Consider the following 16943-nt stretch of genomic DNA (forward strand, 5'->3'; position numbering starts at 1 on the left):
TATCATTTTGAAACTCAATATTGAAGTGCTCATATTACTTGATAAACACAAATTGTTAATTTATAAAACAATAAACTAATCAAATCTCGAAACTAACCGTATACCAACCTTTAATTAATTCTTTTGGAGCAGTTACACAAATTGTTCGCTGATAATCTGCAAATTCTTCTGAAGGAACTTTTGTCACACCACTCTGTAATTTTCTCTCTGTCACGAATCTTGCCCCATAAGGATCCTCTATCATACCATAATCTAAAATATCCTGATAGAAATCTTCAGCATCTCCTTTATCTCTAAAATCAGCATAAAAATATAAATCCAAATAAGATTCTATACGTAGAGCAAAAGCATGCTCTTCTGTCGCAGAATATTCAAATCCATGTCCCATAGATTTGACCGTTAAACCCTTGCCATATACTATTCTTGTAAACGGCATAGGATCTCCCGGTTGAGTTTTTGAATAAATTTTGGGCAGATTACTCCTGTATAATTCAGGTTCCGTCCACATACTAGGTAAATCCGTAAGATTCAATATATCACTATAAATTATCCTAAAGGAATTATCACTACCTTTTAAAAAACAAGAGTACATAATACCACCGAGCAACAGGACAGCAAATATGATTACCATCCCGAACGCTTTAGCCTTAAAACGTTCTTTTTTCATAAATTATTATTTTGTTTGATGTCAATATTTATACATATCGCCCCAAAAGGCCCCAAAATTAAAGATATTTACTTTGGGGGTAAAAGTATGAAAAAATAATTAATAAAAAAAGACTCTGGACATTTTTTTTATCCAGAGCCTTAATATCTTTTCTATTATAAATAGAGTTATTCTCTATTTACAGATGGCAAGTTAAACTTATAACTCTTATCAAATACTGTCTTAACTTTATTAATTTCGACAAAGGTAGTACCTCCACCTTCTCCGAAGCTACCACTCAAATAAGCAATTTTATCATCATTTGCAACATATCCTTTCTGACGCAACATTCTTACAGCAGCAAAGAACATAGCTTCCGTATCCATCTTATCTCTTTGATAAATTGCAGATACTCCATAAGACAAATTAAGCCATCTCTGAGTCTTTTCTTTATAACAGATTGCAAGAATTGGAGTTTTACCACGGAACGCAGCTAAATCTCGTGCAGTCTCACCGGTTTCACTATCTGTAATAATACCTTTAACACCAATACAATTGGTAGATTCGATTGCACATTGAGCCAAAAATAACTTCTGATCAATATCGCCCTCTCCCATCGGATCTATGTCATTTTCTCTTAACTTATCACTCTCAGCTTGCTCAGCTATACGTGCCATAGTTTCTACGGCCTCTACAGGATATTTACCACTAGCCGTTTCACCACTAAGCATCAAAGCATCAGTACGATAGAAAATAGCATTTGCTATATCTGTAACCTCAGCACGTGTTGGACGAGGATTTTCGATCATTGTATGAAGCATCTGTGTAGCAACAATAACAGGTTTACGCTTACGAATACAACTACGAATAATACGTCTTTGAACACCAGGAATCTTTTCGATAGGAACCTCAATACCCAAATCACCACGGGCAACCATTATACCATAGCATGCATCAATAATCTCTTCGATATTATCAACACCCTCTTGATTTTCAATTTTAGAAATAATCTTAATATCACTATTACGAGCATCCAAAATATCCTGTACAGCCTTAATATCAGCCGCATTACGAACAAAACTATGAGCAATGAAATCAACATCAAGATCAATAGCCAAATTGATGTTCCTTATATCCTTCTCTGTCAAAGCTGGCAATTCAATATGTTCTCCAGGAATATTTACACTCTTATGGGAACCCAAAATACCATCATTCTGAACTTGGGCAACAAGCATAGGACCTGAATTTTCAATTACAAGCATATCAATTGCGCCATCATCGAAAAGTAAATGATCGCCCACTTTTACATCTTGCGTAATATTGATATAAGATACATTTATAATATCATGAGTTGTATCCATATTTGGCCGTCCAAATATTTTTACAACATCACCCGCTTTATATGGAATAGGTGCAGCTGTACCAGTTGTTCGAACTTCTGGACCTTTTGTATCAATCATAATAGCCAAATGGGCAGAAACAGCTCGCACATTATCGACAACCTTTTTAATTCCCTCTGGAGTAGCATGAGCTGTATTAATTCTTACAACATTCATACCAGCCAGGAATAACTTACGAATAAAATCCTGTTCACATCTTAAATCGCTGATGGAAGCTACAATCTTTGTTTGTTTCATTACACTAGTTTTCCGTTATGTTTGCAAAGTTACAAATTTATCTTGTAAATTGAGCTAATTAATATATGAATTTATTATAGTATATTGTATAATTAGATTTAAAACAAAGATTTTCAACTAGTTAGAAAGATTTTTTTTAAAAAACCCGATTAGACTTTTGTTATTTCGATAAAAACTATTATCTTTGCAAACCGATTTGAAACAATAAATAATTAAATAAGAAGATAAACAGAAATGACTAAAGCAGATATCATCGCTGAAGTATCAGAGCAGACCGGAATGTCTAAGAAAGAAGTTAGTGCAGTTGTAGAATCATTCATGGATTGCGTTAAACTTAGCCTGCTTGAGAGAAAAGAAAATGTCTATCTCCGTGGGTTCGGAAGCTTTGTAATCAAGCACAGAGCTGAGAAAACAGCACGTAATATCTCAAAAAATACAACAATTACAATTGCTGCTCACGATCTTCCAAGCTTTAAACCGGCCAAGAATTTCATCGACGATATGAAAAAATCATGCTGAATAAAATAAAGGAATTTAAATTATAATATTTTAAAACATTAAAATTATGCCAAACGGAAAGAAAAAGAAGGGCCACAAGATGGCAACTCACAAGCGTAAAAAAAGATTAAGAAAGAACAGACATAAGAGCAAGTAATTGCTCGTCAGTCTATTCGGACTGAGGGGCGTGTCAAAGCAATCTTATGGTTTTTGGCACGCCCTTTTTCTTTAAAAACAAACCTACTAAGTTTTATTAAGTAAAGAAATGACTAGCGAACTCGTAATTGACGCCCAACAAAAAGAGATATCTATTGCTTTATTAGAAGATAAGCAATTGGTTGAATACCAAAACGAATCTAGACAGGCTTCTTTTTCTGTGGGTAACATTTATGTAGCTAAGGTAAAGAAATTAATGCCTGGCCTAAATGCCTGCTTTGTTGATGTAGGATATGAACGCGATGCTTTTCTTCACTATCTAGACCTAGGAAGTCAATTCAACTCTTACCAAAAGTACGTTAAACAGGTAGAAAGCGACAATAGGAAATTGTACCCTTTTGCTAAAGCTACAACTCAACCTGACCTTGATAAAGAAGGAAGTATACAAAATGTACTTAAAGCTGGACAAGATGTTCTTGTACAAATTGTAAAAGAACCAATATCTACAAAAGGACCAAGACTTACTGGCGAATTATCATTTGCTGGAAGATATTTGGTTTTAATCCCTTTCGGTGATAAAGTGTCAGTTTCTTCTAAAATCAAAAAAGGAGAAGAGAGAGCAAGACTAAAACAACTTATCCATAGCATCAAACCAAACAACTGTGGAGTTATCGTAAGAACTGTAGCAGAAGGTAAACGTGTAGCTGAACTTGATGCTGAAATGAAAATTTTGGTAAAACGTTGGGAAGATGCCATTAGTAAAGTTCAGAAAACCCAAAAACGTCCGCAACTGATTTACGAAGAAACAGGTAGAGCTGTTGCTATGTTGCGAGATTTGTTTAATCCAACTTACGAGAACATCTATGTTAATGATGAGAACGTAATGAATGAAGTCAAGAATTACGTATCTCTCATTGCACCAGAGAAAACTAACATTGTTAAGCTTTATTCTGGCAAAGTCCCTATTTTTGATAATTTTAATATTACCAAACAGATAAAATCAAGTTTTGGCAAGACCGTCAATTATAAACATGGTGCTTATCTCATCATAGAGCACACTGAAGCGCTACATGTTGTTGATGTCAATAGCGGAAATAGAACCCGCGAAAAAGGGCAAGAAGCTAATGCTCTCGATGTAAATTTAGGAGCAGCAGATGAACTTGCACGACAACTAAGACTACGAGATATGGGAGGAATTATCGTAGTGGACTTCATTGACATGAACTTAGCAGAAGACCGACAATTACTATATGAAAGAATGTGTAAAAATATGCAAAAAGACAGAGCAAAGCATAATATTCTTCCATTGAGCAAATTTGGTCTTATGCAGATAACTCGACAACGAGTAAGACCAGCCATAGATGTTAATGTAGAAGAAACTTGCCCAAGTTGTTTTGGAACAGGAAAAATTAAATCTAGCATACTGTTTACAGATACTCTTGAAAGGAAAATTGATAGACTAGTCAACAAGATCGGTGTAAAAAAATTCTATTTATACGTCAATCCTTATGTAGCTGCCTTTATCAACAAAGGATTTATATCTTTAAAAAGAAAATGGCAGTTTAAATATGGGTTTGGAGTACATATTGTTCCATCGCAAAAGATGTCATTTTTACAATACGAATTCTATGATGATAAAAAAGAATTTCTTGACATGAAAGAAGAGCAAGAAACAAAATAACAAAAAGAGGGTATGCCATTTTGAACATACCCTCTTTTTGTAATATAAATAAAAATACTATGGAACTATTTTAAAACGAATTCTAAAAACATGTGTCTTCTCATCCCAATTCGTACCTAACATCACAAATTTTCCAATTTGACCTGTAGAACGAACATGTTTTCCTATACATGGACACACGTCATAATCTCCTATTCGTACTAAACGAACCATATCTGGCGCATTACTAGGAAGACTATCCAACTGAATACCTTCAGGTAGATCATAACGACTCTTCAATTCATAAGTAACATCTAAGTCGTCTTCAATAAGTTGCTTCATGGTGCGCTCAATTTCTTTTTCTTCCTGCCTAGATGGCTTATGATCAAGAATATAGCTAATCTTACTCTTTTTACGCTCTATATGCGCATTATGACTTCGCTCACAACCAAACATTCGCACCATCAACTGATTCAATAAATGCTCAGCAGTATGAGCCGGTGGAAATTCATCCTTGTTATGCTCATTGAACAAATATTCATTATCATTCATTTTTACACTGAATTTGAAAATTTTACCACTAAAAGGTTCTATTTCAGATGGAAACACAGTGTCTTTTTTTAAATTCACCAACTGAGTATCCCCCGTTAGCAAATCTGTTGCCGCAACTGTCTTTTCCGGAAGATGCAAAAATTCGAAAGCATGTGTAGGAATAATCACATTTGCCGTGACATGATTACCAGAGAAATTAGAGATTATAAGAATTACCTCATCATCTTTTTTTCTTATAAAAGCAAACTGTTCACGCGGATTAAACTGCCATGATGCTGGATTTACATACATAAGATCAAAGAATTCTCCCTCTCTAATAGCCTTTTCACCATTTGCTATCGTAAGAATCTTCTTATAGGTTATGGCTAGTGCACGCTCGTCATCTGTCAATTTTCGCCTATCAGAATACGCTCTACTCAATGTATCTGGACTCCAATAATCAAATATTGTAGTACGCCCATCCAAACCACTAAAGCCTTCTTTATCCATACCGCGTTCACCAAATTCCTGCCCACTATATAACATAAAAGGATTAGAACGCATTAATGCTAAAACAATAATAGCAGGAATAGCTTTCCAGGCATTTCCACAGAAAAAATCACTAGCTATACGTTGTTCATCATGATTCTCTAGAAAATATAACATGTGATCATGAATATCATCAGTACGCTGCCATTCATAAGTAATAGAAGACGCTGGACGCTCTGACCGAATGATTCCACGCAGACAATCATACATTCCCACTTTATCATAAAGATAATCAAATCCTGAAGCTATATAGTTCCTATACTGATTAGGATCATAAACTTCACCGATGAAAATTAAATCTGGATATCGGAGTTTAACTGCTTCTGTTGCAAACTTCCAAAATTCTACAGGCACCATCTCAGCCATATCACACCTGAAACCATCTACCCCCTTTCCTGCCCAAAAAAGCAAGATATCTTTCATCTTATACCAAGTATCGGGTATCGGATCAAAATGACATTGACGACCTGCTAAATAATCAACACCATAATTTAATTTTACGGCTTCATACCAATCATTGATTCCAGGATGAGCATCAAATCTGTCATTACCTGTTACTTTAGCAGGATATTCTATGTATGGAGATTCTTCATTTTGCAATAAATCAAATTGAGGATCAAACTTTTGTCCAACGCAATAATAGAAATTATTCTGTGGATCAAAACCTTTTTCTACATTATCATCTTCTCCTAAATCTTTTATACCATAAGGTTTAGATATTGAATGATACTGACGGGATACATGATTTGGAACAAAATCAATAATGACTTTCATCCCTTCTTCATGAGTACGAGCTATCAAGGCCTCCCACTCCTCCATACGACAAACGACATTTTCTGCCAAGTCAGGATCTACATCATAATAATCTGTTATAGAATATGGAGAACCGGCTTTACCTTTAACAACAGCAGAATGGCAGCGAGGAATACCAAAAGCAGAATAATCAGTCTGAGTAGCATGACGAATAACACCCGTAAACCACACATGCGTAAATCCCAATTGATGGATACGTTTGAGAATAGACTGATCAAAGGTATTAAATTTACCAGAAGAATTTTCGGCAATCGAGCCGTTCTCTTGATGAGTAACATTACGATTGCCGAAGAGTCTAGGTAATACCTGATAAATTAATATTTTCTTAGTCAATGCCATGGGCATTTACATTTCTATCAATACGACCAATCATACCACGAAGAGCACGACCTGGACCACATTCAACAAATTCATCTGCTCCTGCAGCAATCATATTTTGAACACTTGAAGTCCAACGTACAGAACCTGTTAACTGAGCAATCAAATTATTCTTAATTTCATCAGCATCAGTATGAGGCTGTGCATCAACATTCTGATAAACCGGACATTTTGGAGCATTAAAGGTAGTCTTCTCAATTGCGGCCTCCAACTCATCTTTAGCGAGCTGCATCAATGGAGAATGGAAAGCGCCACTAACAGGAAGAGGAAGAGCACGCTTCGCACCTGCTTCTTTCAACTTCTCACATGCAGCATTAATAGCATCTACATTACCTGAAATTACCAACTGTCCAGGACAGTTATAGTTAGCAGCAACTACAATGTTACCATCTGCAGAAACTTCTGAACAGACTTTTTCTACTACATCATCAGCTAAACCGATAATTGCTGCCATAGTACCTGGATTTGCTTCACATGCCTTCTGCATTGCATTAGCACGAGCTGCAACCAACTTAAGGCCATCTTCGAAACTCAAAGCACCAGCCGCAACCAAAGCAGAGAATTCACCAAGGGAATGACCCGCAGTCATATCAGGGTTAAAATCATCACCCAAACACAGAGCTGAAATAACACTATGCAGAAAAACTGCAGGCTGAGTTACTTTTGTTTCCTTCAATTGCTCATCAGTACCAGCAAACATAATATCAGTGATCTTAAAGCCTAAAATTTCATTAGCCTTATCAAACAACTCTTTTGCTAATGGATTATTATCATACAGGTCCTTACCCATACCTACAAACTGAGAGCCCTGACCAGGAAATACAAATGCTTTCATTTTTATATTTAATTAATTTGTTATTAATAGTATTTACATGCAAAGATACAAAAAAATCCCGAAACACTTGTCAAAAGTGATCGGGATCTTATATTGATTTGCTTTACAGTGCAATAGTTAATATTACTGAGATTTTAATTATTCAGCAACTTCAGCTTTAGCCTCTGCCTTTGCTTCCTCAACTGGAGCATTTTCAGCTACAACAGTTACAGGAACCTTAACTTCTACTTCCTTGTGGAAGTGAATAGTTGCCTCATACTCACCTACCTTCTTGATATCTTTCATAGTGATAATCTTACGATCAACTTCGATACCTTTCTTAGCAAGTTCTTCAGCTACCTGAGCTACAGTAATAGAACCATAAGTTACACCAGTAGCTGCTACCTTAGCGGCAATAGTAAGAGCCACACCATTTAAAGCTTCACCCTTCTTCTCAGCTTCTGCCTTAATAGCTGCAAGTTTCTTAGCCTGCTGCTTCAAGTTCTCAGCCAAAATTTTCTTAGCTGAAGGAGAAGCAATCACACCCTTACCCTGTGGGATAAGATAGTTACGGCCATAACCATTCTTTACATTTACGATATCGTTCTTGTATCCAAGACCGATAATATCTTCTTTAAGAATAATTTCCATGCGTTACCTTCCTTTTTAAATTATTTCATCAAATCGGTTACATAAGGAAGCAAAGCAATCTGACGAGCACGCTTAACAGCCTGTGCTACACGACGCTGATACTTCAAAGATGTACCTGTGATACGACGAGGAAGAATCTTACCCTGCTCATTCAAGAACTTCTTCAAGAACTCAGGATCCTTATAGTCGATATACTTAATACCGCTCTTCTTAAAACGGCAATACTTCTTCTTCTTTGTGTCGATAGAAGGAGCAGTCAAATAACGGATTTCTGATTTTTTCTGATCTGCCATGATTAAGCCTCCTTATTACCTAATTTCTTTCTTCTCTTCTCAGCATACTGTGCAGCATACTTGTCGAGTTTAACTGTAATGTAACGAATAACTTTCTCGTCACGACGATAAGCTGTTTCGAGTTTATTAACCAAAGTTGGCTCGCCCTTGAACTCTACCAAGCAATAGAAGCCAGTAGATTTCTTCTGAATAGCATAAGCCATCTTCTTAAGACCCCAAGCCTCTTCATTCAGAATTTCAGCACCGTTATCGGTGAGGACCTTCTTGAATTTAGCGACCGCTTCCTTCATCTGTTCATCAGACAAAACGGGAGTTAAAATGAAAACGGTTTCGTATTGATTCATACTACCTAAAAATTATTAAATTAATTAATTTGTATTGCATTTTTAATAAATGCGGTGCAAAAGTACAACTTTTCCATGAGATACACAAATATTTTTTGTACTTTTGTGAGCAAAATTAGTTTTTCATATGAAATTAAATAAAAAATTGTTTAAGAAAGTACTTTCAAAAGTTATATATATATTCAATATACCGATGACTATTTTGGGTGTTCTCATCTTTTGTGTTTACACTATCTTCCAGATAAATAATAATATCCTGCTATTCAGCGGATTATTTTTTGTTTTCGCTGGAATAGCAGGATATATATATCATCACAAGAAGTCTTGCTTATATTATAAACATTGATTATTCTTGCTCAGGAACAATAAGTTTATAACCTTTACCATGAATATTGATAATTTCAATTTGGTCATCATCCTTAAGATGTTTACGTAATTTGGTAATATAAACATCCATACTACGGGCATTGAAATAATTATCATCTATCCAAATGGTCTTTAAGGCAAAATCACGCTGAAGAATTTCATTTGCATGTGAGCACAACAAACCCAACAATTCATTTTCCTTTGTTGTTAATTTTGTCTGTTTATCACCAATCACCAACAATTGCTTTTGTGTATCAAACGTGAAACGTCCAATATGATAAAGTGTTGATTCCTTATTTTTCTTTCCATGTACACGTCTTAATATAGCCTCAATACGGAATACAAGCTCTTCCATAGAAAAAGGTTTAGTGATATAATCATCAGCACCAATTTTGAACCCTTCCAAAATATCCTCTTTCAGAGTCTTAGCTGTCAAAAATATAATTGGAATCTCAGCATTCGCCTGTCTAATTTCCTGAGCTAAGGTAAATCCATCCTTTTTAGGCATCATGACATCGAGAACGCATATATCAAATTTACTTTTCATAAATTCTTTATAGCCAATTTCCCCGTCAGGACAAAGTGTTGCAGCATAGCCCTTAGCCTGCAAATACTCTCTTAACAGCATTCCGAGATTTTCATCATCTTCGCAAAGCAGAATTTTTAAATTTTCGTCCATAGTCATTCTTATTTAATTAATATTTCCTTTAATTTCTTACGTAATCTATTTTTATTGTAAAAGTTGTTCCTTTTCCAAACTCACTGTCTACATGAATTTCACCATTATGCAAATCAACCATTTTTTTCACATAAGCAAGTCCAAGACCAAAACCTTTTACATCATGCACATTACCGGTATGAACACGATAAAATTTTTCAAATATTTTCTTTAAACTATCTTTCTTTATTCCTAATCCAGTATCTTTAACTGAAACGCAAACTTTATCCCCTTCATTCCATGTTTTAAGATAGACATCAAGAGGCTGATCCGGTTTCCTATATTTAACAGCATTATCCAACAAGTTAAATATAACATTTTGGAAGTGCATCTCATCTACATAGATTGTCGACTCAATAGCTTCTATATCTATATAAACCTTACCTCCTGTATGTTCAACTCGCAAGCTGAACGAGTGTCCAATTGTTTCGACCATTTCATTGAGGTCTACTTCTTTTTTCTTGAGTACAGCCTTTTTGCGATCATACATGGACATCTGCAAAACTTTCTCAACCAAGAAGCGCAAACGTTTACTCTCATCATTTACGATTCCACCAAGATGAGCTACCATCATTTCGCTTTTAGGAACAGACTTATCATTTAACATCTGAGCTGCCAGAGAGATACTTGCTATAGGGGTTTTTAACTCATGCGTCATATTATTGATAAAGTCATTTTTCAACTCGCTGTATCGCTTGCTTCGGAATATCACAACAATGGTAAAGATGAAAGTTACAAGCAATACCAAGGTAAAAATGATACTTGGAATCATAAATCGAACAGACGAGAATATATAGCCACTCATGTCTGGAAAATGAATTTTTACAATTCCCATTTTAGACTGAGGATCATTACGATACAACAACTGTGTATATGTATACTGCTCACCTTCATCTGTATAATCTGGACATCTATAAACCTCACGACCATCTTGAGTACAAACTGTAAAGTGATAAGGTATATTAATACCGTTATTCATCAATTCTGCTTTAAGATCCTGATCAAGCAGTTTAAAATTGATTCTATCTTTTAGAGGTTTATCTGAAGCTGAATACAAAATAGAATAAACCACCTCATCTAATAATGCCTTCTGATACACATAGCGATTTTTAACAGCCTCCTGCAAAGACTTTTTTGCCTCTGACAAAGTATTTTTATCACTATGTAAAATCATAGCTTTTGGCATATTCGAAGGTTTACTGGTTAATGTCTTCAATTCAAAAGACGAATAGACATTACCATTAGCACCAACATTATAATTATGTGCATCCGATCCACCTACCGTATCTTTACGACTACGAGTAGTCTGACTTATATCTTTTTCCAAATATCGAAGTGTCTCGTTCAGCTCTAAATTACGAGAAGCCTGATAAAGAGCACGATTAACAGACTCATCAAACTGCTCCTTCTTCATATTAGCCATGGCTGAGATATAGTTCAACTGAAGATAGAGCAATGCTAAAAACGAGAACCCCATAATCAGAGCAATAGTCCAAATTGTTTTCTTCTTCATATTGCAAAGATAGCAAATACTTAATAAATTAACATAATAGCGTTAATTATTTCCGGTCATTTTAAACAATTTAACACCTTGTCAATTTTTTAATTACAAATATACAACTAACAAAAAGAGCATTCTTTTCAGAATGCTCTTTTAATATTTCATAGATTATTCAACGCTTTTTTCTTCCGCCTCATATGCAGCAATTAATTTTTGCTGAACATCATTAGGAACCAATTCATAACTTGCAAATTTTGTCGTAAATGAAGCACGACCTCCTGTAATAGAACTTAAAGCTATGCTATAATCATCAAGCTCAGCCAAAGGTACTTTCGCTTGTAACTTCTGATATCCGGCTTCACTATCCATACCCATTATCATTCCACGACGACCTTGCAAATCGCTCATGACATCACCTACTATATCTTCTGGGGTAAAGACTTCAATATCATATATTGGCTCAAGTATTTTAGGACCTGCATTCTTAAATGCATCAGTGAATGCATGACGGGCAGCCAACATAAATGAAAGTTCATTACTATCAACAGGATGCATCTTACCATCATAGACTACAACTCGAACATCTCGCGCATAGCTTCCTGTCAGCGGACCACGCTCCATACAGTCCATTACACCTTTCAAAATAGCAGGCATGAAACGTGCATCTATCGCACCACCAACAACACTATTGATAAATACTAGTTTTCCACCCCAGTCTAAATCAATCTCTTGCTTATTCTTGATATTTATTTTAAACTCCTGTCCATCAAACCTATAACTTACAGGGTCTGGCATACCCTCAGCATACGGCTCAACGATTAAATGAACTTCACCAAACTGACCAGCACCTCCACTCTGCTTTTTATGGCGATACTCCGCTTTTGCAGACTTTGTAATAGTCTCACGATAAGGAATACGTGGAACACCATATTCCACCATAATTTTCTCATTATTTTCCAAACGCCATTTCAAGGTACGTAAATGAAACTCACCTTGACCATGAACAATCGTCTGTCTCAGTTCCTTACTATTTTCAACAACCCAAGTTGGATCCTCTTGACGCATCTTTAATATTGCTGCCATCATTTTTTCCATATCCTGAGGGTTCTTAGACTTTATAGATCGCGCATATTTTGAATTCGGATATTTAATGAAATTATATTTCCAATCGCAGTCTTTACCATTAAGGGCATTACCTGTCTTTACATCTTTCAACTTTACCGTACATCCAATATCACCAGCGTACATTTCATCGACAGGAATACGTATAGCACCTGCACAAGCATATATTTGTCCCATACGCTCCTTGCTACCACGATCTGCATTTGTCAAGTCATCACCAGGCTTAACCCTTCCACTCATAACCTTAAAATAACTAACTTCACCAATATGCGGCTCCATGCTAGTCTTAAAGAAATACAAACTTTCAGGCCCATTGCTATCATGAGCAACTTCTTCTCCCCTAGTATTGTATATTTTAGGCATATCACTAACAAAAGGCACAACATTACCTAAGAATTCCATTAAGCGTTGCACCCCCATATCTTTACCTGCACAAACACAAAAAACAGGAAATATACTTCTAGTTATCAATCCCTCACGGATTCCTGTTCTAAGTTCATCCTCCGTAAGAGACTCCTCTTCGAAGAATTTTTCCATTAATCCCTCGTCGTTTTCGGCAGCCGCTTCGACAAGAGCCCTATGAAGTTCCATTGCTTTTTCCATTTCTTCCTCTGGGATATCTTCAATAACAGGTTTTCCACCTTCAGGAAGCCATGTATACTTTTTCATAACTAAAACATCAATGAAACTATTATAATCAGGCCCTGGATTCAAAGGATATTGAATCTGAACACATTTCTGACCATATATTTCTTTCATTTGAGCCAGCACATTTTCAAAATCGCATTTTTCAGAATCCAACTGATTCACTAAAAAAATAACTGGCTTTTTTAATTTATCAGTATATCGAAAGGCATTCTGTGTTCCCACTTCTGGACCATACTGGCCATTAATTACAACCGCTGCCAAATCTGTAACATTCAGTGATGTTATAGCTCCACTTACAAAATCATCAGAACCCGGACAATCAATAAAATTTAATTTTTTATGATTCCACTCAGCATGAAAAACGGTAGGGAATACAGAATATCCATACTCTAACTCTACTGGGAAATAATCACTAGCTGTATTTTTTGCATCAATGGAACCACGACGCTTAATCAAGCCAGCTTCATACATAAGACTTTCGGCAAGAGTCGTCTTGCCACTACCCGAAGCGCCAACAAGCGCAATATTTTTAATCTCGTTAGTTTGATATACCCTCATAACTTATAGATTTAAAGTTGAATATTTAAGTGTTTTCTGTACTTTTCAAGGTATTTCTGCAGATGCAGATGCTTTTTATTAATACTCGACTAAGATAGTATTTTTTTATTAGAATCCAAAAGAAATTCAGAAAAAAAGTCATTTTTTTGATACTTATTAGTATTTTTGCAAAATGACAGGTCTTTATATACACATTCCATTTTGCGCTAGTCGATGTATTTACTGTGGATTTTATAGTACTACACTTTCACAATTGAAACAAAAATACACTGATGCAATTTGTCGAGAAATGGAACTTAGAAAGCAGAATATAGATAAACGCCCTATTGAAATTTCGACAATTTATTTCGGAGGTGGAACACCTTCACAATTATCAAAAGAGCAATTACAGCAGATTTTTTCTTCTATAAACAGTATTTGGAATTGTAATGGATCTATCATCAGGAAGAATTGCGAAATAACTTTTGAATGTAATCCCGATGATATCACTGAAGATTTTGCAAATTTTATTGCTTATCTAGGAGTAAATCGTGTTAGTATGGGTGCACAAACTTTCGACCCTGCAAGACTGAAATTTCTTCATCGACGCCACAATGCTAATGAAGTAAAACTTGCAGTTGACAGACTAAAGTCCGCAGGTTTTGACAATATAAGCATAGACTTAATGTTTGGCTTTCCAGGTGAGACACTTACAGAATGGGAGGAAGATATTAAAACAGCTGTTTCACTCGAACCCAAGCATATATCAGCTTATAGTCTTATGTATGAAGAAGGTACACCACTATATCGCATGTTAGAAAAGGGTGAAATAGAAGAGATTGATGAAGAAACAAGTCTTGCGATGTATAAGAAACTCATAGACTTATTAACACAAGCCGGCTATGAACATTATGAAATCAGTAACTTTGCACGCCCTGGATTTAGAAGTCAACATAATTCTTCTTATTGGAATGCTATTCCTTATATTGGTATAGGAGCAGCTGCCCATTCATACAGCAAAGATTACAGAAGTTGGAATGTCGATAACATCCATCAGTACATCCAATCCATTCACGACAACAAACTTCCTTCAGAGAGTGAGTATTTAGATGCTACCACAAGGTATAATGACTTAATAACAACAGCACTTAGAACTCGCGAGGGCATTAATCTTACAAAATTGAAGGATGAATATGGAGAAGAACTGTTCTTATATCTTACTCAAGAAGCTCAAAAGTACATTAATCTTCATGAAATGAAAATCGAAGATAATAAATTGTCTCTTACTAGAAAAGGACTATATATCAGCGACTCAATCATGAGCGATTTGATATTTATATCAAATATAAAATAATATGAAAGCATCTGAAAGAAAAAATTTTGGAATATGGAATATCTCTATTATAGTATTAGCAATCATCACCATGAATATTTTGGATGATATCCTCACCATTCAGAGTTCTTTGCTTAAAACAATTATAGAGTTTATCGTCATCATTATTATTACTATCTTACTATTCTTAATCAAATATATTGTCACCCGAAAATTAAAATAATCAAATCAAGAAACCTGATATTGCATGTAAATTCAATATCAGGTTTCTTGAAATAGACCTTTTTGTTTATTAATTCTTTAGAGACAGATTTTTATACCCTTTTTCTCCTTCAATAGGCCAATATTCAGAAGGAGTTCTCATCTTTTTCATTTGCTTGTCCAATTGCTTTAATAATTTAGGATATTTATCTGCTAAATTGGTAGTCTCATACTTATCGTCTTCAATATTATAAAGCTCTAAAGGCTTATTTTTTCCTATACTTTCAGCCTTCCATTTACCAAAACGTATTGCACGCTGTTTACCTGGAAATTCCCAATATAAATAACGATTATCTGTATCCATCTGCTCACCATAAAATAATGGAGAAATATCCATACCATTAATATTTTTAGGCAAACTCTTCGTACATCCTGTAATTTTTGCAAAAGTAGGCATAAAATCAGGGAAATAAATAATATTATTCAACTTTTGAACAGGTACTTTACCTGGTTGATTAACGATTACAGGAACCTTTATACCTCCCTCATAAAGTTGTCCCTTATGTCCCTTTAAACCAGCGCCACTATTCAAATCCTGGATTGGAGCCATAACAGCAGCACCATTATCACTTGCAAAAATAACTAGAGTATTTTCCCTAAGCCCTAAAGCATCTAAAGTACCCAAGACACGACCAATATTATAATCCATGTGGCTTACCAAAGCTGCATATCGTTTTGTATTCATACTCCATTCACCTTTTTCATCATACCATGAAGTATCATCAATATGATAAGGCTCATGAGGTGCATCATAAGCTAAATACAAGAAAAAAGGATGATCTTTTTCTCGATGTATAAAAGCAATTGCATCATCAGTAGAGATCTCTGTATTATGACGTACATGGGCATCATGTTCATTTTCTTTAATGTTTATCAAAGAGTCTCCATGGAAACGATAATATGGATAATAATAATACGGGCCGTTGCTATGCGGTGTACTAATTGTCCATCCGTAAAACTCATCAAATCCTCTATGGTTTGGAGCAGCCATCGGATCATAACCATCTAAATGCCATTTATTAACCAAGCATGTACGATATCCAGCAGTTTGAAGAACGGTTGCTATTGTTGTATCCTCAGGTAATAAATTAGCACGATGAATATAAGTAGTATCTCCCTTAGGATTAATTTTTATTCCTATTTTTCCACCTACAGGACATTGATTATCACGAATCCTCGTATTTCCTGTATTTTTCCCAGTCATCAAAGAACATCTTGATGGAGAAGAGATTCCACTACCAGCATAAGCTTGTTCAAAGCGTGTACCACTTTCAGCTAATCGATCTATGTTGGGTGTCTTAATATATTGATTACCATAGCAATGTAAATCACCATAGCCCATATCATCAGCCAAAATAAAGATTATGTTTGGATGATCTGGAGTTGCCTTACTTATCTGTGCTTTGGATTCTGAAGGTATTAGCAATGTAACAATCAAGCTACCAAAATAAAGTTTAGTATTCATAGTTTTTATTTTTTTTACAAAG

14 protein-coding genes are annotated in these 16943 nt (G+C 35.2%); 3 read left to right on the forward strand and 11 right to left on the reverse strand.

Annotated elements, in window-relative coordinates:
- Positions 1–79 precede the first annotated feature (79 nt).
- Positions 80–667, reverse strand: coding sequence for a hypothetical protein (locus L6469_RS05025; protein WP_039870940.1), 588 nt, complete (start codon positions 665–667; stop codon positions 80–82).
- A gap of 167 nt (positions 668–834) precedes the next feature.
- The gene (gene pyk, locus L6469_RS05030) at positions 835–2283 is read right to left on the reverse strand and encodes a pyruvate kinase (RefSeq protein WP_006283145.1); all 1449 of its coding nucleotides are present in this window, start codon (positions 2281–2283) and stop codon (positions 835–837) included.
- Between the two features lie 234 nt (positions 2284–2517).
- On the opposite strand from pyk, the gene L6469_RS05035 reads away from it, so the two are divergent.
- Both L6469_RS05035 and L6469_RS05040 read left to right on the forward strand, forming a co-directional pair.
- Positions 2518–2802: an HU family DNA-binding protein gene (locus tag L6469_RS05035; RefSeq protein ID WP_006283144.1), complete on the forward strand. Its 285-nt coding sequence runs from the start codon at positions 2518–2520 to the stop codon at positions 2800–2802.
- 244 nt (positions 2803–3046) lie between these two features.
- Complete coding sequence (locus tag L6469_RS05040) at positions 3047–4618, forward strand: Rne/Rng family ribonuclease (protein WP_006283143.1); 1572 nt, start codon at positions 3047–3049, stop codon at positions 4616–4618.
- 57 nt (positions 4619–4675) lie between these two features.
- Here the strand turns inward: L6469_RS05040 and L6469_RS05045 are convergent, their stop codons facing one another.
- From L6469_RS05045 to L6469_RS05080, 8 genes are all read right to left on the reverse strand, one after another.
- Positions 4676–6823 (reverse strand): alpha-amylase family glycosyl hydrolase, encoded by a 2148-nt coding sequence (locus tag L6469_RS05045; RefSeq protein ID WP_143031295.1) that lies wholly within the window; start codon positions 6821–6823, stop codon positions 4676–4678.
- Positions 6816–7703 (reverse strand): ACP S-malonyltransferase, encoded by an 888-nt coding sequence (gene fabD / locus L6469_RS05050; RefSeq protein WP_006283141.1) that lies wholly within the window; start codon positions 7701–7703, stop codon positions 6816–6818. Before fabD ends, L6469_RS05045 begins: the two co-directional genes overlap by 8 nt.
- Before the next feature lie 138 nt (positions 7704–7841).
- Positions 7842–8333, reverse strand: a complete 492-nt coding sequence (gene rplI / locus L6469_RS05055; RefSeq protein WP_006283140.1) for a 50S ribosomal protein L9 — start codon at positions 8331–8333, stop codon at positions 7842–7844.
- A 20-nt stretch (positions 8334–8353) separates the two neighbouring features.
- Entirely contained in the window at positions 8354–8626 is a 273-nt protein-coding gene (rpsR, locus tag L6469_RS05060; protein WP_006283139.1) for a 30S ribosomal protein S18, read from the reverse strand.
- 2 nt (positions 8627–8628) lie between these two features.
- The gene (gene rpsF / locus L6469_RS05065) at positions 8629–8970 is read right to left on the reverse strand and encodes a 30S ribosomal protein S6 (protein ID WP_006283138.1); all 342 of its coding nucleotides are present in this window, start codon (positions 8968–8970) and stop codon (positions 8629–8631) included.
- Positions 8971–9316: 346 nt separating this feature from the next.
- Positions 9317–10015 carry a response regulator transcription factor gene (locus tag L6469_RS05070; RefSeq protein WP_006283137.1) on the reverse strand — a complete coding sequence of 233 codons (699 nt, stop codon included), beginning with the start codon at positions 10013–10015 and terminating at the stop codon, positions 9317–9319.
- A gap of 28 nt (positions 10016–10043) precedes the next feature.
- Positions 10044–11567: a sensor histidine kinase gene (locus tag L6469_RS05075; RefSeq protein WP_006283136.1), complete on the reverse strand. Its 1524-nt coding sequence runs from the start codon at positions 11565–11567 to the stop codon at positions 10044–10046.
- Between the two features lie 156 nt (positions 11568–11723).
- Positions 11724–13883 (reverse strand): elongation factor G, encoded by a 2160-nt coding sequence (locus tag L6469_RS05080; RefSeq protein ID WP_006283135.1) that lies wholly within the window; start codon positions 13881–13883, stop codon positions 11724–11726.
- Positions 13884–14055: 172 nt separating this feature from the next.
- On the opposite strand from L6469_RS05080, the gene hemW reads away from it, so the two are divergent.
- The gene (gene hemW, locus L6469_RS05085) at positions 14056–15216 is read left to right on the forward strand and encodes a radical SAM family heme chaperone HemW (protein WP_006283134.1); all 1161 of its coding nucleotides are present in this window, start codon (positions 14056–14058) and stop codon (positions 15214–15216) included.
- Positions 15217–15487: 271 nt separating this feature from the next.
- On the opposite strand, the gene L6469_RS05090 is transcribed toward hemW, so the two are convergent.
- Positions 15488–16921: a sulfatase-like hydrolase/transferase gene (locus L6469_RS05090; protein ID WP_006283132.1), complete on the reverse strand. Its 1434-nt coding sequence runs from the start codon at positions 16919–16921 to the stop codon at positions 15488–15490.
- Positions 16922–16943: the final 22 nt, after the last annotated feature.

It is taken from the genome of Segatella baroniae B14, from assembly GCF_022024235.1.
GTDB lineage: Bacteria > Bacteroidota > Bacteroidia > Bacteroidales > Bacteroidaceae > Prevotella > Prevotella bryantii.

Bases quoted from the DNA above. Each gene is read 5' to 3' on its own strand.
- L6469_RS05025 (WP_039870940.1), bottom strand. From the start codon at position 667: ATGAAAAAAGAACGTTTTAAGGCTAAAGCGTTCGGGATGGTAATCATA.
- pyk (WP_006283145.1), bottom strand. From the start codon at position 2,283: ATGAAACAAACAAAGATTGTAGCTTCCATCAGCGATTTAAGATGTGAA.
- L6469_RS05035 (WP_006283144.1), top strand. From the start codon at position 2,518: ATGACTAAAGCAGATATCATCGCTGAAGTATCAGAGCAGACCGGAATG.
- L6469_RS05040 (WP_006283143.1), top strand. From the start codon at position 3,047: ATGACTAGCGAACTCGTAATTGACGCCCAACAAAAAGAGATATCTATT.
- fabD (WP_006283141.1), bottom strand. From the start codon at position 7,703: ATGAAAGCATTTGTATTTCCTGGTCAGGGCTCTCAGTTTGTAGGTATG.
- rplI (WP_006283140.1), bottom strand. From the start codon at position 8,333: ATGGAAATTATTCTTAAAGAAGATATTATCGGTCTTGGATACAAGAAC.
- rpsR (WP_006283139.1), bottom strand. From the start codon at position 8,626: ATGGCAGATCAGAAAAAATCAGAAATCCGTTATTTGACTGCTCCTTCT.
- rpsF (WP_006283138.1), bottom strand. From the start codon at position 8,970: ATGAATCAATACGAAACCGTTTTCATTTTAACTCCCGTTTTGTCTGAT.
- L6469_RS05070 (WP_006283137.1), bottom strand. From the start codon at position 10,015: ATGGACGAAAATTTAAAAATTCTGCTTTGCGAAGATGATGAAAATCTC.
- L6469_RS05075 (WP_006283136.1), bottom strand. From the start codon at position 11,567: ATGAAGAAGAAAACAATTTGGACTATTGCTCTGATTATGGGGTTCTCG.
- L6469_RS05080 (WP_006283135.1), bottom strand. From the start codon at position 13,883: ATGAGGGTATATCAAACTAACGAGATTAAAAATATTGCGCTTGTTGGC.
- hemW (WP_006283134.1), top strand. From the start codon at position 14,056: ATGACAGGTCTTTATATACACATTCCATTTTGCGCTAGTCGATGTATT.
- L6469_RS05090 (WP_006283132.1), bottom strand. From the start codon at position 16,921: ATGAATACTAAACTTTATTTTGGTAGCTTGATTGTTACATTGCTAATA.